We start from the raw sequence: 22123 nt of genomic DNA on the forward strand, positions 1-22123 counted from the left end.
TCTTGCTTAATCTGCGTCATTAAATTTGTTCAAGTTATTTATTGCAATCTGCCGTTCATAAATAATTAACTACTTCTTTTTACCGTAGTTATCAATGTAGTGGTTGTATTGGTCACGGTTAAGCGATTTTTCTGACTCACCAATTACTAACGTGGCAATTGAGTTACCAACCACGTTGACGGCGGTCCGGCCCATGTCGACAAACCGGTCAATTCCGGCAATGAAGGTCAAGCCGGCCATCGGTACCCCAATCGTCGAAACACTCGCCAAGAGGACCACAAAGGATGCTCCGGGTACCCCGGCCATCCCCTTACTGGTAATCATCAGCACAATTAGCAAGGTGATTTGGTGGGCTAAGCTCAAATGAAGTCCGTATGCCTGGGCCAAGAAAATAGCTGCCAGTGACTGGTAGATAGCCGATCCATCAAGGTTAAAGGTGTAACCGGTTGGGATGACAAACGAGGTAATCCCCTTTTCAACCCCCATTTCTTGAGTTTTCTTCATCAACCGTGGCAGGGTAACTTCGGAGCTGGCAGTTGTAAAGGCCAGGACGATTTCATCCCAGATCACCCGCATCGTCTTCCAGTAACGCAGGTGGAAGATGTGCGCCGTAATCCCCAAGATTACTATGATAAAGATAATCATGGTAACGTAGGCAATTAGGATAAAGTAACCCAGCGGAAGTAGGGCGCTAATTCCCATTTCCGCAATGGTCATCCCAATTAGGCCGAAGACCCCGACCGGTGCGAACTTCATTACCCAGTTGGTAACCTTGAACATTACTTCAGCAACACCGTTTAAGACGTCGATTAAAATCTGCGCCTTTTCGCCCACGGCCGCAATTCCCAGACCGAAAAGTACTGAGAACAGAATTACCGGCATCATGTCACCATCAGACATCGACTTAAAAATATTTGTCGGAATAATCGACAGGATCAATGGCCAAAAGCCACTGTTATGCGCCGCATGCTTGGCAGTCGACATGTACTGTGAAATGTCGGTGGCGTGCAAGTCATGAATGTTGATGAAGGTACCGGGGTGGGTTAAGTTAGCCATCCCGATCCCGAGTAGTAATGCAATCGTCGTTAAAATTTCAAAGTAAATTAAAGTCTTGGCACCGATCCGTCCTAACTTTTTAATGTCACCAATATTAGCAATCCCAACCGTTAGGCACGAAACCACAATCGGCATGACAATCATTTGAATCAGCCGAATAAAGATCGTCCCGAGGCTCTGCATCACCGTGATGGCACCCTTATTTTGGTAAAAGACAACCCCACAGATTATCCCAAGAACTAAACCAATCATAATTTGCCACCCCATGCTCAGGCGGCTAAAACGATAGTGTTTCACTTTAGACCCTTCTCCCTCTTAAATGTCAGTAACTACTTTAGCACATCTCTCCGGGCATTTCATCTCTATTTTAGCCAATTTCCGAACACAAATGTCTATTAATTATGATTAGTTCACTATTTATAAATAACAACTTCGGGGGGCCCTGTAAGAATTGTTCCGCTATTTGTTATTTTATGACCTCTAATAAATATATTTATCCGCTTTTTACTGCTATTTAGTCCTAAATGAATACTGATCGTTTGTGCCCAGTATTTATTTTTTGTCCGTATTTTACTCTTGAAAAATTTTTTAGATTTTTTATTTTAGGGCTTTATTCACTATTTAAAAATCACAGGTACGTTCTAAAAAGCTACCGAATTTAAAACAAAAGAGGCTCCCGATCTTCTGACCAAGGTCGAATATCGGGAGCTTCTTTTGGAATAACGTTCAACCGCTATCCCATTTATATTCAATTGTTAAACGACACCATTAGCTCTTTTCTAGCGCATCTAACTTACGACTACTGAACCAGAGAATCAAGCCCAGGATAATAACAATGGCGGCTAAGATACCGTAACCCATTTGGAAGCGGGCGGGGTTAGAAGTCTTAAGAATGGCGTAGATTCGTGGGTAAATCAAGGTTGCGAAGAAGACCGCAATTGGCCAGAAACCAAGCAACAGTCCCATAACCTTCGCCGGTGCCAACTTGGTGATAAAGGAGTTACCCATTGGGGAGAAGACCATTTCACCGACTGACATGAGGACGGCAACCATCACGATCCACCAAATTGAGGTGTGACCCTTACCAACCATATCTGCCAATACCATGACTACGTAAGCTAGACCAATGAAGATGATCCCGAGGGCCGTCTTCTTGAACATACTCATATCACCTTGTGGACGTTCGGATAGCTTCGTCCATAAGTGACCAAAAATTGGCCCTAAGGCAATACATACAATGGCGTTAACTGAGTCGAAGTACGAAGTTGGAATTTGGAAAGAACCAATCATCCAGTTAGCCCGGTGTAAGAAGTTGGCACCGTCACCATAACCGAAGTAGTAGTAAACCGGCATGTAAGCCATGTACCAAACCATCCAGAAGACAACTGAGAAAATAGTAACCAGAACAATTGCAGCAATCCGCTTCTTGTCTCCGGAGGTCAGTGGTTCCTTGCTAGCATCCTTTTCTTCTGCGCTCTTATCACTCTTAGTAGCTACGCTAGAGAACTTCCGTTGGTCAATCTTAAACGGCTTCTTCCCAGCGTCACCTAAGGAACGCATGTTGCAAATAAACCAAATTGCATCAACAAACATTAAGGCGGCACAAACTAAGAATACGAGGTTGAATCCCCATAGTGAAATCAGTAAAACGATAAAGGTCGTTCCGATGAATGAACCGGTGTTAACAAATGAATATTGGATCGAGAAGGCTTCGTTCAATTCCTTTTCATCATTGAACAGCAAACCGTTAACACCAGACAAGTTACCCTTAAACAGCCCGGTACCAATTGCAACTAGGGCAATCATTACCCAAACCATCGTCAGCGAGTGCGCCTGCCAGGCAGCCATGTAACCGAGACCCATTAAAATCATCCCAATTGCAACACACAGCCGTGGACTAAGCCAGTAGTCGGCTACGTATCCACCAAATACTGGTGCAATGTAAGTCAGTGCCAGAAAGGCCGCTGCCATGGAAGCCGCTTTGACGTCGGTGAGACCTAAACCACCCTTACCGATTGAAGTAGCAATCCAAATTGCCAACATATACTTAACGGTATAAAAGGCCGCCCGTTCAAATGTAAAGCCTAGTGAACAGACATAGAAACCAAACGGTCTTTTCTTTTTAGTTTTTGGCGTATCCACAATCATTCCTTCTTTCCTACATTGAACCAAACTGCTAATTAATAAAAGATACAAACCACTTCATCAATGCCTATATTATCAGTATGTGAGCGCTTTATCAAACCCTAAAAGTAATTTTTTGATATTTATATTCTAATAATCAATAAATACCGGGCTTTTCATCAATTTATTTTTTAGTTAGTAATCATACTAATTGCACTAATCTAGCAGGTAGCGCCTACTTAACACTTTCTATAATTTAAGCCTTTAAAAGCAGGTCAAAAAGATTTAATCTTAGTTTGCGATAGTGTTTTTTATTATATTCAACTTGGAGGAAAAAAAGATGGGTGCAAAGTATCGAAGCGTCTTTGACATTATTGGTCCCGTTATGATCGGACCCTCAAGTTCTCATACGGCTGGTGCCGTCAAAATTGGTCGGGCCGCCTATAAAATCTTTAATGCCCGAATTACCAAGGTAACGGTGCATTACTACGAGTCGTTTGCCAAAACTCACCGCGGTCACGGGACGGACTATGCCATTGCGGCTGGTATTCTTGGCTTCTTGCCGGATGATCAGCGGGTCCCCGATGCCGTTGAAATTGCCGAGGAACGGGGAATCGACATCCGCTTCGTTGAAGAGGACGGGCCCAGCCCCATCCATCACCCCAATACGGCCGTGTTAGAGGTTAGTAACAACCAAAAGTCAATCAGCCTTACCGCCTGCTCAATTGGCGGGGGCGCCATCGAAATTCGGCAGATGATTGTCGACCAGATTAAGGTTCGGCCCGCTGGTCCGTTGCCGATTATTGTCTACATCGATTACGGAAAGAAACACCCAAACGCTGTTGAATTGACTAATTACATCGACCAGGTTGCCCCCTTCTCTCGTAAGCAGTCATTGAAGGGTGACGTCGATGATATTTACGAATTCGACATCAAAAATTACATGACTGACGAGGTTATTGATGATATTCACTCAAAGTTTAAGCACGTCATCTGCTTATAGGAGGCACGACCGATGTTTGATAGTATTCAAGAAATTATTGAAACGGCGCAGCAAACCCACCAGCCAATTTCGGAGTTGATCATTCAACAAGAATGCCGTACTTCGCACTGCGACCGGGAAGAAGTTTGGCGGCACATGGCAAAGAATATCACTACAATGGCCAATGCCGTCTTACGGGGACAAAACGGTAAGGGTGTCTTTTCAAAGACCCACCTCACCGGGGGTGAAGCGGTCAAGATTAAGCACTACCGTGAGACCCACCGGACCCTTTCCGGCGATGCCATGATGGAGGCCGTCCAAGATGCCATTGCCACCAACGAAGTTAACGCTGCAATGGGGGTGGTCTGTGCTACCCCGACGGCCGGTTCGGCTGGAACGCTACCTGGGGTCCTCTTTATGCTTAAGGACCGGCTAAGTCTCACGGATGACCAAATGATCCGCTTCCTCTTTACCGCTGGTGGTGTAGGCCTAGTGATCGCCAACCACTCCGGAATTGCTGGCGCTACCGGTGGCTGTCAGGCCGAAGTAGGTAGTGCGGCGGCAATGGGTGCGGCGGCGGCAGTTGAGGCTGCTGGTGGAACGCCAGAACAAAGCGGGCACGCAATGGCCATCGCCATCGCCAACCTGTTAGGTCTGGTCTGTGACCCTATTGCCGGCCTTGTCGAGATCCCCTGCGTAAAGCGGAACGCCATCGGTGCCGGAAATGCGTTAATTGCGGCAGATATGGCACTGGCCGGTTGCGTCAGCAAGATTCCCGTTGATGAGTGTATCGCGGCGATGAACAAGGTTGGCCATGGCCTGCCATCGGCCCTTCGTGAAACCGGGATTGGGGGACTCGCCGGAACGCCAACTGGTCAGGCAATCAAGGCCCGAATTTTTGGGAATGAGGTCTAATAATGCGGTCACCAGAACTCATCCGTGATGATATTATTAAACAGCTGGCTACCGTAATCGACCCGGAATTGGGGATCGACATCGTCAACCTAGGGCTTGTTTATAGCATTGACCTCGACCAAGAGGGGATTTGTCTAGTTAAGATGACCCTCACGACAATGGGGTGTCCACTAACCGACGTTTTAGCTACGGCTGTTACTAAAGCCGCTAAAAGGGTCCCGGAAGTTAAAAATGTGGATGTCCAATTTGTTTGGGAGCCAGTTTGGACCCCGGCTAAGATGAGTCGGGCCGCGCGACTGGCCCTGGGTATCCATTCTTGAACCTAAAAAAGGAGTCCGCCAAGAATCAGTACTGATTCTTGGCGGACTCTTTTTTTCAAGGTTACTTAGTTGTTTGCCGCTTGATCAAATGCGTCCCGACAACCGTCTTACATGGGTCTGCATCCGGGTTGTGCAAGCGTTTAGCCATCATATCAACCGCTGCATGGGCCATTTCATCCGTGGCCACGTGAACAGCTGTCATACTAGGATAGACATACTTCACCAGGGCGGTATCGTTAAAACTAATCAATGATAGCCGCTGCGGAATGGCAATCTTGGCCTCCTGGACCGCCTTTAACGCTCCCACCGCCATGGGGTCGTTTGCAATAAAGATCCCATGGGGTAGCTTATCACCTAAGCGGTCAATTGCTTGCTTCATCGCTTCGTAGCCCGACATCGAGGTGTAGTCGCCGGCAAAAATATACTCTGGATGATACAAGTCACGTTGCCGCAGGTCACTTTCGAAGTAAAAGCGCCGCAGGTCAGGCACAATTTCGTTATCTGTCGTGGTTTCCGTCCCTGCCAACATCCCGATGTCGTGAATCCCTTCATTCAAGAATTCACTGATTACGGAACGCACCGCATTTTCAAAGTCTGGCACCAGGCAATCATAGCCCGCCGCTAGGCTATCATAATCAACAAACACAATATTCTTAGTTACCAAGCGGAACTTTTCGACCTGGGTATTACTAAACTTACCGATTGCGATAATCCCGGTTACGTCCTGGGGGATATCCTCCATGTTATTTTGGTAAATCGGTACCGTCTGAATCCCCCGCTGCTGGGCGGAACGTTCGATTTCCATCCGGATTGCCATGTAGTACAGGTCATCGAGTTCCTGGGTTAGTGAATACCACTGAACAACCGCTACCTTTTGTACCCGGCTGTTTTGCGGGCGCTTATGTTTGGTGTAGTTAAACTGCTCAGCCGTATCCAATACCCGTTGGCGGGTCTTTTCATTTACTGAAAGGGTCGTGTCATTGTTGAGGATCCGCGATACGGTTGCAATTGAAACCCCCGCCTTATTTGCAATGTCTCGTAACGTTACTGCCATCCTCAACGTACTCCTTTCAATAGCTCATTTTATAATTGGTCAACAAACCGGCCCCAACCAGCCTGGCCAGCTGCATCATCCTTGAAGACACCAGCGTTTTCAAGGACATTAGCAAAGACATTGGCCAGATCTTGTTCCAGTACTTCGTCCACGTTGTCCTTGGTAATCTCAACCCGTGATTGGACTTCCTTGGCCCACGGAAGATGACTATCCGCAATCTTATTTTCTGCACCAAGCCAGAACTTCTTAACCTCGTTTAGTTCATCCTTCAACCGTGCTGGCAGGATGGCCCGGCCCATTACTTCGATCAGGCCAATGTTTTCCTTCTTAATGTGCCACAGTTTTTCGTGGGGGTGGAAGATGCCCAGTGGGTATTGCTCACTGGTGTTGTTATCCCGCAGAACCAGGTCCAAGACGTACTGGTCACCATTACGGTGCATAATTGGCGTCACGGTATGGTGACGGGTATCGCCATCAAAGGCCTTGATATTCAAGCTTTCGTCGCTATAGTGGTCCCAAACATCGATAATGTGGGTCCCCAGGTCAATCAATTGAGCCGTGTCGGCGCTCGTCAAGCGAATATCACTCATTGGCCAGTTAACGATTCCGGCCTTAACTGCAGGGTAGTCAGCAAATTGTAGTGGCTTCTTAATCGTTGCCTTCATCATTGGGAAGGTATGCCGCCCACCTTGGTAGTGTTCATGGGCGAGCATTGAGCCACCGACAATTGGCAGGTCAGCGTTACTACCGACAAAGTATGCTGGTAACTGGTTTTCGATTTCTACCAGGTTGACCAGGGTCTGCCGGTTAATCTTCATCGGTTCATGCTTACTATCGAGGAAAATACAGTGCTCATTGAAGTAGGCATATGGTGAATACTGGAAGCCCCACTGCTTACCGCCGATCGTCAGCCGAATAATCCGGTGGTTACTCCGGGCTGCCTGGCCAAGCCGGCCCTTGTAACCCTCGTTTTCCATGCACAGTGCACACTGAGGGTACTTCTTCTTCGTGTCGTGGGCAGCGGCCGCAATTGCCTTAGGGTCCTTTTCTGGTTTGGAGAGGTTAATCGTAATCTCTAAGTTACCATATTTGGTTGGCTTATCAAAGACAACATTCTTTTTAATTGCGGCTACCTTAACGTAGTCATTACTGGTACACAGCTTGTAGAACCAGTTAGTCGCCGTGTCTGGTGATTGTTGGTACTTTTCCCAGAAGAGGTGGTTAACTACTGATGGCCGTGGTGTCATCAAGTCGTAAAGCTGGTCATTCAAAATTTCGCGTTCCGTCTGGCCATCTTCAATCTTGCCCCGCTTAACAGCCAGGTCAACTAGCTGGCTAACCAAGGGTTGGTCATCATTAGCTTCAACATCTTCATCACCAACAAAGCCCCGAATCTTGTTCATGACATAAATCCGGTCCAATGGCTCATAAGCACCACTGGCAATTACCTTATCAGCATATTCTTCAATTAGCTTCATTTTCTCATTCTCCTCGCAAAGTATTAATTACAACTTGTGTGGACCGTCAACGACTTCAGCGTCATAGAAGCTGGCGTCGTAACCAATCTTTTCACGGTAAATCTTACCGACGTTCTTCTTAAAGTCTTCGGCAGCAGACTTCTTAACAATCGCAATTGCTGAGCCGGCGAAGCCACCGCCGACCATCCGGGCACCTAAGCAGCCAGGTTGTTCCCAAGCGTTTTCGGCCAGGGTATCCAGTTCCTTACCGGTAACTTCGTAATCGTACTTAAGTGAAACGTGCGAAGCGTTAATCAACCGACCTAATTCTTCCAGGTCACCCTTTTCCATAGCATCGATGGCCCGCTTCGTCCGTTCGTTTTCGGTAACGGCGTGGCGTGCCCGCCGAATCAGGGTGTCATCATTGATTAGGTAAGTGTACTGGTCAAAGGTCGTGGGGTCGATTTCACCAAGCTTCGTAATGTTAAGCTTCTTGCTTAAACGCTTAACCGCTTCTTGACATTCTTCAACCCGCTCGTTGTACTTAGAACCGGCCAGTGAGTGCGTCTTGTTCGTGCTCATGATCAAGATTTCGTAGTCACCAAGTTCCAGTGGTAAGTACTTGTATTCCAAAGTATTGCAGTCGAGGAAGATCGCGTTGTCCTTCTTACCCATCCCGACGGCAAATTGGTCCATGATACCAGAGTTCAGGCCGACAAAGTCATTTTCAGTCTTTTGACCTAACTTGACCAATTCTACTTCATCAATGTCGAGGTTAAATTCGTCCTTCAAGAGGTTCCCCATCAGCATTTCGATTGAAGCCGATGAAGAAAGTCCGGAACCGTATGGCAGGTAACCATGGATGTAGAAGTTGAAACCATGGTCAATCTTGTATCCCCGTTGCTTCAGGTAAACTAGCATCCCCTTGAAGTAGTTAACCCACTTCTCATCAGCTGCTTCTTGCGGCTTTTCATCATTAATATCAAACTTAATAATCTTACTATTTTCTTCCTTAGCGGAGTTTGCCGAATAAATAGCAACCGTCGTGTCTTCACGTGGCCCATAAACACCGTATGTACCGATACTAATGGCACATGGGAAAACGTGGCCCCCATTGTAGTCGGTGTGTTCACCAATCACATTAATCCGGCCTGGTGAGAAGAAGACAGCCTTACCATTTTCACCAAAGACAGCTTTGTATTCATCGAGAAATTGTTGCTTATCCATCACGATAACCTCCATCGCACAAAAACTTAGTAGTAAACTTTTACTAAATATAATTTAATATAATTTACCAAATTTGTCAATAAGCGCTTACATTATTTATTAAATCAACTAGTAAGCGCTTACTGGTTATTGCTATTACTGGCTACGGTTAAAGAATGTTAGAATGAATAAAAACGGAGGACGGCAAATGATAAATTACGCACCAGCACAACTACTACCACTGGCCCAGCGGACCGGGCGGTGGACGATTAAACAAGTACACGGACATTCCTGTCTATATACAACTAACCTTGCTAGCAGCATCCGCTTCCTCGTAACCAACAGTCCAGCAGTCTTGGTCAACGTCCTCAATAACGGCCAGCCGGGTTTCCCCAGTCAAATGTATGCTTGGCGGGTTGATAACGGTCCGTGGCACCGTGTTCCTGCTAGCCAGCGCACCCTCAAGATTTCGCTGTTGGACACCGAACGCCACCTAATTGAGGTTACCTGTGCCGGTAATACCGACTTTGACCAAGTTTGGCAAGGACAGCAGGGGTTTGCAATTACCGGGATTATGGTTGCTGGCCAGATCACCCCGGCCCCCCAGCGGCCACTGGTAAACTTTATCGGTGACTCCATCACTGCCGGCTGCTGGGTTAATGGTAAGCAGGCCGCACTCGATTACCGGCCCGAAAGTAACTATGTTGGCCTCGCTAGCGACCAAGCTAATATCGACGGGGTCCGCATCGCCTATTCAGCAGCTGGCGTCTTACGGCCAGGAACTGGTGGTGTTCCAGTTGCTAAAGGCTTCTTACCGGCAATCGATGCCGATACTAAATGGACGGTTAATGACCCCCAACTAACAATTGTGAACTTAGGAGTTAATGACCGCCGGTTTCCGGCGGCCCGGTTTAAACTAGCCTACGAGGACTTTCTCAAGCAGGTAATCACCACTTTCCCAACTAGCCGGATTGCCCTCCTAGTACCCTTTAGTCAAACATTTCGTAATGAAATTACGGCGACGGCGGCCAAGTACGCAGTACCATTAGTCCAAACTGCTGGCTGGTGTACCGACTACACGGACAACCTCCATCCCAACCAACGTGGTGCCCAAACTGCTGGTGACCACTTTGCTAAGACCTTACGACAACTATTAAGTTAACCATAGAGGGGGATTTTAAATGAGTAATGAACGCCTACTGCCAATTAAACATGGTTATAATTTCCGCGAACTTGGCGGTTACCAAACAAGTGACGGTAAAACAATTAAAGCTGGTCGACTGATCCGGTCAGACCGACTAGCCCAACTTGATCAGCAGGATGAGCAAGTCCTTACCAGGATTCCCGTGACCGTTGACGTTGATTTCCGTTCTAAAAAGGAGGCCACGACAGCACCGGACCGGGTACCAGCGACCGCCCGTTACTATAACCTCCCCGTTTTCGATGCCGACGTCACTAACGCTTCCCGTAGTGACGAAGAAATTGCTAGGGATATGCAGACCCCCGGTAATGGTTTCCGGCATATGGTCCAGGTATACAGCAAGATGCCAAAACAACCGAGTGCCAAGCGGGCCTACCAAGAGTTATTTCACTTACTACTAACCACCGAAAAGGGCGCTGTTCTTTTCCACTGTACTGCCGGTAAGGACCGGACTGGTTTCGGGGCTTACCTAATTTTGACCGCCCTTGGTGTTCCACGTGAAACGGCCGTCAATGATTACCTGCTAACCAACGAAGTTACGGCCGACTTTCGTGAATCCTGGTTAAAGAAGCTCCGCGCTACCAGCAAGGACCTTGGTAACCTTGATGCCGTCATCGCCAACCGCCGCGACCTGGTTTCAGTTCACCAGGAGTACCTAACGGCGGCCCTTAACACCGTTAATCAGATTGCTGGCGACTCTTATCACTACCTGACAAACTACCTCGGCCTTTCTAAAGGTGATCTTGAGGACCTCCGCCGTTTATATCTCGACTAGGAAAGGTTATAATTATTGGTATAAGGAGGAATGGCTTATGCAAATTACGGTTCCACTGGTTAATGGTCTACTAGCAGATAAGTACGGTAAGTACGCACCTGATAGTGATATGCTCGCCGACCACCCCATCAGATCTTTCCCGATCCAGATTACGGATGCCCCGGCGAACACTAAGTCGTACGCCCTTGTTTTTATTGACTTCGACTCCACACCAGTCTGTGGTTTTACCTGGATCCATTGGCTAGCGGCTAATATTCCCGCTACACTGACGACGATCCCCGAAAATGCTAGCCGGACGGCCGCGGGTCAATTTGTCCAAGGAAACAATAGCAATGCCGGACGACTGGTAAACGGTGACGAGCGAATTAGCCGTGGCTACGTTGGGCCCCAACCACCGGATAAGGAACATGACTATACGCTCACCGTTTACGCCCTCGATACGACGTTGCCATTAAAAGAAGGCTACTGGCTGAATGATTTTCTCCATGCTGCTAAGGGACATGTTCTAGCAAAAGCTAAGGCAACCCTCCCAAGTCGCGCCTAAGGAAGTGATAGATATGGAAACCCGAATTTTCTTCAACCCCGGTGACTCAGTTGCTAATATTCATGACTATAACGAGGCCGTCCGGAAGGGCCAAATCTTTAAACGAGAACGGCATAACGATGATCTCGTGATTGCTAAGGGCCCCAACGATGAAGAATACGCAATCTTCTACGCCAAGGATGCACTGCCAGCTGAACACCAGGCTTCTAAGCCGTATGAAGTTAAGAAGAAGCTTTAAGCAACCCATCACTACAAACTAAAAGGCTGAGAAAAAATAATTTTTCTCAGCCTTTTGATTTAACCCTGTTGTTTAAGATCAACGTGGTGGCGGGAATAAAGTCCGTACAGCACTGCCCCAGCAACCAACCATATCAGGTAAGTTAACCATGCTGCACCAGAAATGTTAACTAGTAAAAGTAGGCACACACCCATCGAAAGGATTGGGATTATTTTTCCACCCGGCACTTTAAATGGTCGCTCCAGTGCTGGATACTGACGCCGCGTTAAGATTACCGCTAGCGAAACGATAAAGAAGACAATTAATGAACCGACATTGGCAATTAACGCTAGGTAGTGGAGGTCAAAAACCCCGGCCAGTAATGCCGATAGGCAACCAATAATCCACAAAGCCCGGTTAGGACTACCGCTATGCGAGTTGAGCTTAGCCCAGTGTGATGGTAAAAAGCCTCCCCGACTCATCGCCTTCGTTATATTGGCACCGGCGTAGATGAAAGCGTACACCACCGCGATAATTCCCAAAATTGCACCGGCGGAAACTAGTTGGGCCGCCAGCCGGTGTCCCTGGCTAAGCAATACGAATGCCATCGCTTCTGAAACGTTTAGCCGCGTGTATTTAACAACCCCGGTCATTAATAATCCCACGATAATATAAAGAATCGTCGAAAGAACTAGTGAGTAAACGATTGCCCGGGGAATCGTGTGTTGAACATCCTTGGCATCCTCTGCTGAGGTTGCTAAGGCATCAAAACCGAGGAAGGAGAAGAATACTGTCCCTGCACCGGTAATGATGCCGCGCACCCCATACGGAGCAAAGGGATGCCAGTTGCTTGGGTTAACATCACGGACACTGACAAAGATGAAAAGGAAAATGATCAATAGTTTGATGCACACCAAGCAGTTATTAACAAACTTACTCTGTCCCGTTCCCCGTGTTAACAGGACCGTCACTAGTAGAATCATAATGACCGCTGGTAAGTTGACAATTCCTCCGGCCCCAGCAGGAACCAGTAAGGATGCGGGCAGTAGGATATCAAACTCCTGAAGAAACGATTTTAGGTACCCGGTCCAACCATTGGCAACGGTTGCCGTGGTAGCGACATAAACACCAAGCAGTGTCCAGCCTGTAAAGAAGGCGGGTAGCTGCCCTAACGTTACCCAGCTATAGACATACGCACCACCCGAGTTAGGAATACTCGTGGTTAATTCAGCATAACATAAGCCAATTAACCCACTTGCAATTGCCGCGATCAAGAAGGAGAAGGTCACTGCTGGACCCGCGTCTTCAGCTGCAACGATCCCGGTCAAGACCAAGATCCCGGTTCCGATGATGGCACCAACACCTAAAATCGTGAGATCAAACAGGCCGAGGGTTCGATCATGGTCCGCCTTTTGTGCATTTCGCAGGACCAGGCGGGGGTCGATCCGCTTGCTATTCAATTAGGTCGGCCAAGGAAGTGTACTGCAACTCCAGACTGTCGGCCACTGCCTTTGAGGTTGCCTTTCCTTGGTAGGTATTTACCCCCGTGTAAATCGTCGAGTCGTCCTTAGCTGCTGCAACGATTCCCTTATTGGCAATCTTCAATGCAGCGGCCGTCGTTGCTGATGTCAAAGCCTCCGTAGCAGTTCTTGGTACCGCCCCTGGAATATTAGCTACTGTGTAGTGAATAACGCCGTGTGAAACATAAACTGGATCATCGTGGGTCGTCGCGTGGGTTGTGGTTTCAAAAATTCCTCCTTGGTCAATTGGAATATCCACAATCACGGACCCGTCTTCCATACTATCCACCATTTCCGTAGTAACTAAGTGTGGTGCCTTGGCTCCTGGGATTAGGACTGCACCGATTACGAGGTCTGCTTCCTTAACGGCCCGGGCAATGTTATGCGGCGTCGACATCAACGTCTGGACCTTACCACCAAAGACATTGTCGATGTATTCCAGCCGCTGGGCATTAATATCTAAGATGGTGACCTGGGCGCCCATACCGACCGCAATCTTAGCTGCATTGAAGCCCACGGTACCAGCACCAATTACCGTTACCTTCCCACGCTCTACACCGGTGGTGCCAGCTAACAGCCGGCCCTTGCCACCATGTGGTTCTTCGAGGAAGTGACTACCGACTTGGACTGACATCCGCCCGGCGATTTCACTCATCGGCGCCAGGAGCGGTAGCCCACCATTCTTACCGACCATCGTTTCGTAGGCAACCCCAGTAACGTTATTTTCGAGTAACGCCGTGGTCAGCTGCGGGTCAGCTGCCAAGTGAAGGTAAGTGTAGATAATCATTCCAGGACGGAAGTAGTGGTATTCAGAGTCCAGTGGCTCTTTAACCTTGATGATCATCTCTGCTTCCCAAGCATCCGCGGCCGAACCAATTTCGGCACCGACCTTGGTATAGTCGTCATCGGTAAAACCGGTTCCTAGTCCGGCACCCTGCTCCACAATCACCCGGTGTCCACCAGCAACTAGGCTAGCAACCATTCCTGGGGTAGCACCAACACGTTCTTCTTGGTTCTTAATTTCCTTTGGAATCCCGATTAACATGATAGGACGCTCCTTTCATTTGACGCCTCCCTTATGCCACCTATAAGATAACATAACTTTGTGAAATTCACAAAGTTACTTTAGCACTATTTTTCTAGTTATTACCTATTTAAAAGTAACCAGGTAACATTTTTACAATTAAATAGTTTGTGAAGTGAGCAAGCACATAGTTACTGATTAGTTAACAAGCAGTTATTTCACACAATAAACAATTCTAAATTTTTTTGTTTTCTTAAGACGCTTCTAGTAAATTGTTCCAGAAAACTAATAAGAGACTGAGAAAAAGCCCACTTTTTCTCAGCCTCTTAGTTATATCTCGAATATTAATCAGTAGTAATAAGAAAAAGTTCGCCTATCAAGCAGCGAATTTTCCCTAACTCCCGATAATTAACGTCCACCGACCAGTTTGGTCGTTTCATCTTCCAGACGAAGTGTTAACTCATCGGCATTCTCACGAAAATCAGTAATAAAACTAGCACTCTTCGGGCTAACCTTACCAACTGGTTTCCCCATAAAGTCAGTTACTTCTAGGTCATCCCCTGACCACTTAACATCATCATAGTGGCCTTCTAGCGCTTCGTCGAACAACGCTTGCAAAATATCACGAACGGCCCGTTTAATGACATCATCTTCGGTAACATTCTCACCATGTAGCTTCCGTTGGGCAACCTGCATTACCACATCGTCCATACTTTGTGGTATCTCAACACTCATCGTGGTCCCCTCCTTTTACTTTTTATGGTGCTTCTTACGCCGTGATTTCTTACTAAACTTGATTCCCCGTGGTACCCGCCGTTTAACAGCACCCGCTGATGTTTGCCGGGCCTGGTTACGACGCTTAGTCGCCATCTGTTGACGCTCATAGTCGCTCCACGGATTCAGCAGTGTCCGCATAAAGCTAGCGACTTCTTGACGGTGCTCATCCATCCACTTCTCAGCCGTTTTAACGTCATCCGTATCGATTCCGTTGCTCCGGATAAAGGAAAGCATCAACTGCGTTTCCCGCTCCCGCCGGCTCAAACTAGACAGCATGTCCTGTGATGGCTGCATCTTAGCAATGGCCTTCAGGGCAGTCCGATACTGTTCCAGGTTGATTTGCTTGGTGCGCTTCAGGTAGTCAAACAGGGCTTGGGCAGTTGGGACAATATTTTTAATTTGCTTAGCCGTAATATCTGGATCCAGTGGCATCATCATCCCTAATACCCGTTGCAGGTCATGGAATTCCCAGCTACCAGGATACTCATTGCATTCCTGGGCCATTAACTTGATAAACTGGGCAACCACATACTGCTGTCCGGCAGCATCTAATTCCTGGTTTTGGAACTCGGGCTCAACCGCCACGGCATGGCCACATTGCTTTTGAAAGTCGGCTAACTGTTGCTTCGTCAGCGGCTTTACTGCGGGTGCCGCCTCAGTGGTCGACTTTTGTTCGGCCGGCTTCGTTTCCTTCGCGGCTGGCTGTTGGTCGCCGTGTAACTGTGCCCAGGTCTGGTGGGCCTTCCGACAGTGGTTCATGTTGGTCCGCTGTTCATCGATGGCCGCCACTAATTCTGCTTGGTTAGCAACATCCAAATAGGACAAGTAAGCCTTTAGCACTGGGGCAACCGCAATCCCGAACTGGTTAGTCAATGCTGGATCAGCGATAAAGTCACCAACCATCACCTCCTTAACCGCCTGGGGTGTCCACGCGGTATCGGCCAAGTGCTGTTCATCCATCATGTGCTGAGTGAAACGGTTCAAGATATCTTGAGCGTGCTTTTGCTGGTTAGCAGATAGCTGACTATACGTGGACGAAGCAAGGAACTCTTTGATATGTCCTTCTTGTTCGTTCATATTTATATACTCCTCTGTTCTAAATTGAATTTTCCTATCTATCATATCATAATTGTAAAGTAAAGATTAAATGGGGGTCATCAAATGCAAAAGAAGAAGCTTCAAGAGGCAATGAAACACGTCTACTTTCAAAAGATGACGAAGGGTGGTTACCAAGAAATTGAGGATGAGATTGCCAAACTCCAGGCAGACCGGCCAGCTAAGATTGAACAGTTAAAGGCGGCCCGGGCACTGGGCGACCTTTCCGAAAACACCGAGTACAGTACCGCCAAGCGGGAACTCCGCCACCTAGAAAGCCGCCTGCGCTACCTGAACAAGCAGCTCCAGTACTCACAAATCATTGATCCTGGTTCTGCCGATGAGGTCGACCTCGGGACAACCGTCACCCTGCGCTTTGAAGATGACGATGACGTTACCAGTTACCAGATCGTGGGGAAACAAGAGGCTGACTTGGCAAAGCAAAAGGTTTCCTTTGACTCCCCACTCGGGCAGGCCATCCTTCACCAACCGGCAGGCAAAACGGTAACCGTTCAGGCCCCGCAGGCCTCTTATCAGGTCACCATCATTAAAATTGCACTCAGTTCAAAATAAAAAATCTTTCCCTTAAGTTGAACCGCTCTCATTGTGGTTAGCTAGCATGATTGCTAACCCGATCAAATGATCAACCACTTCGACTGGTACTTGCAATCAACCAATCCGACCGCTAGAATACCATATGTTGTGTTTTGTAGCGCTACAGACCACTATTAATCTATATATAGGGGTCAAATTATGTTAACTAACTACTTTAAATTTCTTGGTCACCAGCTTAAGGGTTGGCCACAGCAAAACTATTACTTATTTTTCTTCAGCCTGGGGTGTCAGGTAATGACTTTGGCCAACGCACCGCTGACCTGGCTAACTATCATCACCTTTATCGGGACCACACTGGGGGTCCTTTGCGTCCTGGCCATCAACGCCGCTAAGTCCGTCAATGGGGTGCTCGGTATCCTGTCCGCAATTTGCTTTATTATCGTGGGTTTTAACGCCAAGAACTACCTCAGTATTGGTGAGCAGATCGCCTACATGATTACCCTGGATATTCCGGTCTTACTTTCGGCAAACTGGAACGTAAATATGGCCTCCAAGATCCGGCAGTTTAACGCCCGAAGCTGGCTGGTTGCCATTATCGCAACGGGAATTGTGTACTTGGTATCCGGCTACCTGATTGGTCAACTAACTGATGACCCGCGGCCGTGGATTGACGCAATTAGCTTCTCAATTAGCCTCACTGCCGGGGTAATCTGCTTCCTACGTTTCAATAACCAGTACTTCTGGTGGCTAGCCTCCGGAATTGCCCAACTAGTCCTGTGGTTTATTTCCTACCGGCAGGGTTCGGCTACCCTGGCAATGGCGGTCAATAGTTCTATCTACCTGATCAACGATATCATGGCCTTCACAATTTCACCATGGTACAACCAAAAGGAACGTGAACGTCTTAGTGCAGCTGAACAGGCATACGCTAAAGAAATTGGTGTCGAATAAGACAAATAAAAGGAGCAAGGTAATTGTCCAGCATGGGCGCTTACCTTGCTCCGATTTTGTATCCAGTATTTTAGTTAAAGACTTCGAATTGTGGCCGTTGTCCCTTCACAACCGCTACAACATCATCCAGCCCCATTGCCACCATGTTCTTCATGGCCGTGTCCGTATAGAAGGCACTGTGTGGTGAAATTAAGACATTCGGCATGGCACGTAGGGTCTTGTAATCATCCGGGATTTCTTCTGGTGTCGCCTGCTTCTCGAAGAATTGTCCTTCGTCGGCCAGGGTGTCCAGGGCCGCCCCGGCAATTTCCTTATTCTGCAAAGCGGTAATCAGGTCGTCCGCATTGACGATTCCACCCCGGGCCATGTTGATTAGGTAGGCCGTCGACTTCATCTTCTTAAAGGTTGCACTGTTAAATAAGTTAGTCGTCGACTCATTCAAGGGGGTGTGGACGGTCACAATATCCGCGGTTTTCAGCAGGGTCTCCTGGTCGGTATATTCCAAGTAGGGATTTAATTCGACCCGGTGGATAGGGTCCGTCGCAATCACTTTGGCCCCCAGCGCGGAATAAAGTTGTGCCGTCGCACCACCGATATGACCGGCACCGATAATACCAACGGTCAGGTTATAAATCTCGGTACTTTCGAGACCGGCCCAACGGAAGTCAAGCTTATCCATCCGTTGGTCGTAATAGCCCAACTTCCGGACCAAGCGCAGGGCCTGGGTCAGCCCCATTTCCGCAATTGCTCGTGGTGAGTACGCCGGTACGTTAGTGACTACCAGGTCATACTTTTTAGCCAGGTCAAAGTCAATCATGTCATAACCTACCATCCGGGCGGTTAACTGCTTAATTCCGTACTCGTGCAACTTTTGGTAGACTACCGGGTCCAGGGGCTGGGTTTGTTGAAAGTCAATTCCGTCAAAGCCCTTGGCCCATTCAACAGTCTTCGCGTCCAGACGTTCATCCACACACTTAACTTCGATCCCGTTTTTTTCGGACCATTCTTGGATATACTTCTTTTCTGGTTCCAGGACCGCATACATTAAAATCTTCATGACCGTGACCTCCTTACCAGGTAAGCTTCTTCATCTTTTCCACTGCCTCTTCCAGCTTATCTAACGGCTGGGTAGCGGCAATCCGGACAAAGCCTTCACCGCACTTACCAAAGGCCAACCCTGGTACCACCAGGATTCCCGCCTTCTTCAATAACTGGTCGGCAAAGTCAACCGAATTCAGACCGGTTGCCCGGATATCGGCAAAGACATAGATGCTCCCTTCTACCGGGCTAACATCTAACCAGCTGATCTTCGGTAGTTCTTCTTGGAGGTAACTCAACCGTTTTTGGAAGGCCTGAACAATTGGTGCTACCAGTTCATCATGGTGCTGGAGACCATATAGTGCCCCTTCCTGTGACATGGTTGGCGCCGAGAAGGTTACGGCATCGTTAACGTCATTGGCCGCCCGAATTAGCCAGTCTGGACCGATTAGGTAGCCGATCCGCCAGCCCGTCATCGCAAAACTCTTTGACATTCCACTAACGATCACCGTATTTTCCGGTGCAAACTTGGCGATTGGCGTAAATTGCTTCCCCGGCATGACATAGTCCGCGTAAATTTCATCACTAAAGATTAACAGGTTATGGTCGATTGCCAACTTAGCCAGCGCCTGTTCTTCTTCCGCCGTCATGACGTTACCAGACGGGTTATTTGGCGTGTTGATAACAATTGCCTTCGTCTTAGGAGTAACCTTCTTAGCAATTTCAGCGGCATCGATCTTAAAGCCGTCAGCGGCCTTCCCATCGACAATCACCGGTGTGCCACCGGCCATCTTGACCTGTTCCAGGTAAGGTGAGAAGCATGGTTCAGGAACAATAACTTCGTCTCCGGGATCAAGGATCGCTTCTAGGGCAATGAAAAGGGCGTGTTCAGCCCCGACCGTAATCAGTACCTGGGCCGGGTCAAAACTAAGTTGGTATTTTGAATGGTAGAAATCACAGATGGCCTGACGTAATTCGGGGAGCCCTTCAGCGGCCGTGTAGTGGGTCATCCCCTGCTTAGCCTTCTCAAAGGCAGCCTCAATAATTGGCTGTGGGGTGGTGAAGTTCGGGTCACCAACTGACAGGTCAATCACGTTGTCCATTTTGGCCGCCAACGCACAGACATCCGCCAAGATGTTTGACTGAGGCTGTTGGTAAGTCTTACTCAGAATTGAACTATCCATAATTTTATCCTCCATTCGTTATCCGTCATGTTTATAACCAGTATAGTCGTTTCACATTCATAAGTCCACATATTTATTCATAGTAAATGAATATTTATAAAGCAACTGTATATGCGACCGTTCTATCCCACTCTGGTCTCCCTAACTAAAATAAATAACGCCTAGTAACTGGCAAAAGCCAACTATTAGGCGTTCTTCATATTACAATACCGGCGACAACAGGCGGGAGAAGTACTGCTTAAATTTGCGCCAGCGGGACTGCTGGTTAAAGTATTCCGGTGTCAGCAGGGTGCTGTCCTTGATATCATCTTCAAAGATCTTCTTTAGCTGGGCCGTCAGTTTCTCGTTATAAGCAAAGGCGTTGGCCTCCCAATTCAACCGGTAGCTCCGGTAGTCCTGGTTAGCCGAACCAACGGACGCTAGGTTGTCCCCACTAACCATCGTTTTAGCATGTAAGAAACCGTGATTGTACTTGTAAACCTTAACCCCGTTGTTAACCAGGTACTTGGCATAGTACTCAGTTGCCCGGTAAACGAAGGGGTGGTCGGGCATACAAGGGATCATTACCCGAACATCGATTCCGCTGCGGGCGGCTACTATTAGCGCCTCTAAGACGGACTCCTCTGGAATGAGGTACGGGGTTTGGATGTAGACATACTTCCGGGCCGAAGAAATGATTGACTCGTACCCCCGCCGGATCGCGTAGTCCTCGTTATCCGGCCCCGAGGAAACAGTCTGCATTACGACGTCCTTATTGGGGTCAGCGGGCCGCTTAATATCCAGCTGCTCTACCATCTTTTTGATATCAACCCGGTGCTTATCGGTCTTCCGACAGGTCATATTCCAATCCATCGCAAACCGCCCGGTCAAGGTCAGGGCCGCCTGGCCAATGATCCGCAGGTGGGTATCACGCCAGTAACCAAACTTAGCCTTTTTGCCGACATACTGGTCACCGATGTTAAAACCACCGATGTAGCCGATCTTACCGTCAACTACCACGATCTTCCGGTGGAGGTGGTAGTTAAGGCGGGGCGTCGATAGCCGCTTGGTAGACCGGGAGTTAAAGGGCTGGGCCTCCCCACCCAATTCTTCCAAATGGGCAAAGAATTTGTAGGTCGTCCCCCGGGAGCCGCTCAAATCGTACAGGACCTTAACCGTCACGCCACGTTCAGCCGCCCGTTCCAAGGCCGCCAGTATTTTATGGCCAAGTTCATCGGCATAGAAGGTGTAGAACTCAACGTAAATGTGGTCCTGAGCCTGGTCAAAGTCATCAATCATCTTGGTAAATAACTTTTTCCCATCGATAAACACCTTCACCCGGTTATTAAAGGTAACGATGGCATCATCCAGGCCGGACGATAACGTCGCCAACTGGCGGGCCCGGGCTAAGCGGCCACTTTGCAAAAGTAGTTTATGCTTAGATAGGAGGTCCTCCTGGCGGGCAACCACCCGCTTTCGGAATCGCTGCCGCTCATCACGAATACTAAAAATATCATCACTCGAGAGCTTCCGCCCCACAAACAGGTACACGATAAAGCCAATTACCGGGAAAAGCGACAGTACCAGTAACCAGGCCCAAGTTGACGCGATATCACGCCGGGTCCGAAAGACGGTCCAGATGGCAAAGGCAATGTTAATTAGCCACAGTACCTCAATAATGCGCCGGACCACGTCCCATGTCCAAACGATGTTCATCTTACTTATCCTCCCACAGTTATTTAATCAAATTATAGCATTTACTTACTAGCGGACTTCCTAAGGGCCAGGGCCAAGATAATCGCTAGGGCTCCATAGACCGCGCCAACGTAGCCCACCGTCACCAGCGGCAGGAACCGGACCGTCGTGGAGGCCGTAAACGACCCCAACGAGATACCGACATTGGCAAAAATTGACGGCAATGAGGTTGCCAGCGCCAGCGATTGCGGGTAATCCTTTTCGGCAATAGCGATGAAGACTAGCTGGATCGTGGTTCCATACGCCACCACTAAAATACAGAGTAGCGCCAGGACCAGCATCCCCGTCAGTTTATTGCTCAGGGCCGGGCCGAGTACCAAGCTTAGGACCGTCATTGCAGTGAACTACTCGGCCATAAATGACCGAGCTTCTGGGAACGCGAAGTAGTATTTAG

The 22123-nt window shown here is 48.2% G+C and carries 22 protein-coding genes; 9 read left to right on the forward strand and 13 right to left on the reverse strand.

Going from position 1 to position 22123, the window contains the following annotated elements; all coding sequences use genetic code 11:
• Positions 1-69 precede the first annotated feature (69 nt).
• Complete coding sequence (locus ACI31H_RS00250; protein WP_439770000.1) at positions 70-1353, reverse strand: cation:dicarboxylate symporter family transporter; 1284 nt, start codon at positions 1351-1353, stop codon at positions 70-72.
• A gap of 471 nt (positions 1354-1824) precedes the next feature.
• Positions 1825-3198 (reverse strand): peptide MFS transporter, encoded by a 1374-nt coding sequence (locus ACI31H_RS00255; RefSeq protein WP_439770001.1) that lies wholly within the window; start codon positions 3196-3198, stop codon positions 1825-1827.
• Between the two features lie 322 nt (positions 3199-3520).
• On the opposite strand from ACI31H_RS00255, the gene ACI31H_RS00260 reads away from it, so the two are divergent.
• From ACI31H_RS00260 to ACI31H_RS00270, 3 genes are read left to right on the forward strand one after another with little or no spacing between them, the layout of a single operon-like run.
• Complete coding sequence (locus tag ACI31H_RS00260; protein ID WP_439770002.1) at positions 3521-4183, forward strand: serine dehydratase beta chain; 663 nt, start codon at positions 3521-3523, stop codon at positions 4181-4183.
• 12 nt (positions 4184-4195) lie between these two features.
• Positions 4196-5077 carry an L-serine ammonia-lyase, iron-sulfur-dependent, subunit alpha gene (gene sdaAA, locus ACI31H_RS00265; RefSeq protein WP_439770003.1) on the forward strand — a complete coding sequence of 294 codons (882 nt, stop codon included), beginning with the start codon at positions 4196-4198 and terminating at the stop codon, positions 5075-5077.
• Positions 5078-5079: 2 nt separating this feature from the next.
• Complete coding sequence (locus tag ACI31H_RS00270; RefSeq protein WP_439770004.1) at positions 5080-5397, forward strand: metal-sulfur cluster assembly factor; 318 nt, start codon at positions 5080-5082, stop codon at positions 5395-5397.
• Between the two features lie 61 nt (positions 5398-5458).
• Here ACI31H_RS00270 and ACI31H_RS00275 read toward each other — a convergent pair whose 3' ends face one another.
• Genes ACI31H_RS00275 through ACI31H_RS00285 form a run of 3 tightly spaced genes read right to left on the reverse strand, consistent with a single transcriptional unit; the run spans position 5459 to position 9135 of the window.
• Positions 5459-6451 (reverse strand): LacI family DNA-binding transcriptional regulator, encoded by a 993-nt coding sequence (locus ACI31H_RS00275; RefSeq protein ID WP_439770005.1) that lies wholly within the window; start codon positions 6449-6451, stop codon positions 5459-5461.
• Positions 6452-6480: 29 nt separating this feature from the next.
• Positions 6481-7929, reverse strand: a complete 1449-nt coding sequence (locus ACI31H_RS00280) for a UDP-glucose--hexose-1-phosphate uridylyltransferase (protein WP_439770006.1) — start codon at positions 7927-7929, stop codon at positions 6481-6483.
• 27 nt (positions 7930-7956) lie between these two features.
• Positions 7957-9135: a galactokinase gene (locus ACI31H_RS00285; protein WP_439770007.1), complete on the reverse strand. Its 1179-nt coding sequence runs from the start codon at positions 9133-9135 to the stop codon at positions 7957-7959.
• Between the two features lie 187 nt (positions 9136-9322).
• On the opposite strand from ACI31H_RS00285, the gene ACI31H_RS00290 reads away from it, so the two are divergent.
• The 4 genes from ACI31H_RS00290 to ACI31H_RS00305 are packed head-to-tail and all read left to right on the forward strand — an operon-like array spanning position 9323 to position 11872.
• A complete protein-coding gene (locus ACI31H_RS00290; protein WP_439770021.1) occupies positions 9323-10276 on the forward strand; it encodes a GDSL-type esterase/lipase family protein in 954 nt (317 codons plus the stop codon).
• A 19-nt stretch (positions 10277-10295) separates the two neighbouring features.
• Positions 10296-11090, forward strand: coding sequence for a tyrosine-protein phosphatase (locus ACI31H_RS00295; protein WP_439770008.1), 795 nt, complete (start codon positions 10296-10298; stop codon positions 11088-11090).
• Positions 11091-11127: 37 nt separating this feature from the next.
• The gene (locus ACI31H_RS00300) at positions 11128-11634 is read left to right on the forward strand and encodes a YbhB/YbcL family Raf kinase inhibitor-like protein (RefSeq protein ID WP_439770009.1); all 507 of its coding nucleotides are present in this window, start codon (positions 11128-11130) and stop codon (positions 11632-11634) included.
• A 13-nt stretch (positions 11635-11647) separates the two neighbouring features.
• Positions 11648-11872 (forward strand): hypothetical protein, encoded by a 225-nt coding sequence (locus ACI31H_RS00305; protein ID WP_439770010.1) that lies wholly within the window; start codon positions 11648-11650, stop codon positions 11870-11872.
• Positions 11873-11931: 59 nt separating this feature from the next.
• Here the strand turns inward: ACI31H_RS00305 and ACI31H_RS00310 are convergent, their stop codons facing one another.
• From ACI31H_RS00310 to ACI31H_RS00325, 4 genes are all read right to left on the reverse strand, one after another.
• Positions 11932-13311 (reverse strand): APC family permease, encoded by a 1380-nt coding sequence (locus ACI31H_RS00310; RefSeq protein ID WP_439770011.1) that lies wholly within the window; start codon positions 13309-13311, stop codon positions 11932-11934.
• Complete coding sequence (ald, locus tag ACI31H_RS00315; RefSeq protein ID WP_439770012.1) at positions 13304-14416, reverse strand: alanine dehydrogenase; 1113 nt, start codon at positions 14414-14416, stop codon at positions 13304-13306. Before ald ends, ACI31H_RS00310 begins: the two co-directional genes overlap by 8 nt.
• Positions 14417-14803: 387 nt before the next feature.
• On the reverse strand, positions 14804-15130 hold the full coding sequence (locus tag ACI31H_RS00320) for a hypothetical protein (RefSeq protein ID WP_439770013.1): 327 nt from the start codon (positions 15128-15130) through the stop codon (positions 14804-14806).
• Positions 15131-15145: 15 nt separating this feature from the next.
• Entirely contained in the window at positions 15146-16249 is a 1104-nt protein-coding gene (locus tag ACI31H_RS00325) for a hypothetical protein (RefSeq protein WP_439770014.1), read from the reverse strand.
• 84 nt (positions 16250-16333) lie between these two features.
• Between ACI31H_RS00325 and greA the strand changes: the two genes are divergently transcribed.
• Both greA and pnuC read left to right on the forward strand, forming a co-directional pair.
• The gene (greA, locus tag ACI31H_RS00330; RefSeq protein WP_439770015.1) at positions 16334-16840 is read left to right on the forward strand and encodes a transcription elongation factor GreA; all 507 of its coding nucleotides are present in this window, start codon (positions 16334-16336) and stop codon (positions 16838-16840) included.
• A 180-nt stretch (positions 16841-17020) separates the two neighbouring features.
• Positions 17021-17773 (forward strand): nicotinamide riboside transporter PnuC, encoded by a 753-nt coding sequence (pnuC, locus tag ACI31H_RS00335; protein WP_439770016.1) that lies wholly within the window; start codon positions 17021-17023, stop codon positions 17771-17773.
• A 70-nt stretch (positions 17774-17843) separates the two neighbouring features.
• Here the strand turns inward: pnuC and ACI31H_RS00340 are convergent, their stop codons facing one another.
• From ACI31H_RS00340 to ACI31H_RS00355, 4 genes are all read right to left on the reverse strand, one after another.
• A complete protein-coding gene (locus ACI31H_RS00340; RefSeq protein WP_439770017.1) occupies positions 17844-18830 on the reverse strand; it encodes a D-2-hydroxyacid dehydrogenase in 987 nt (328 codons plus the stop codon).
• 13 nt (positions 18831-18843) lie between these two features.
• Complete coding sequence (locus tag ACI31H_RS00345) at positions 18844-19995, reverse strand: aminotransferase class I/II-fold pyridoxal phosphate-dependent enzyme (RefSeq protein WP_439770018.1); 1152 nt, start codon at positions 19993-19995, stop codon at positions 18844-18846.
• A 201-nt stretch (positions 19996-20196) separates the two neighbouring features.
• Complete coding sequence (cls, locus tag ACI31H_RS00350; RefSeq protein WP_439770019.1) at positions 20197-21690, reverse strand: cardiolipin synthase; 1494 nt, start codon at positions 21688-21690, stop codon at positions 20197-20199.
• Between the two features lie 41 nt (positions 21691-21731).
• Positions 21732-22064: a hypothetical protein gene (locus ACI31H_RS00355; RefSeq protein WP_439770020.1), complete on the reverse strand. Its 333-nt coding sequence runs from the start codon at positions 22062-22064 to the stop codon at positions 21732-21734.
• Positions 22065-22123: the final 59 nt, after the last annotated feature.

The sequence above is a fragment of the Limosilactobacillus sp. genome (assembly GCF_051873035.1).
GTDB lineage: Bacteria > Bacillota > Bacilli > Lactobacillales > Lactobacillaceae > Limosilactobacillus.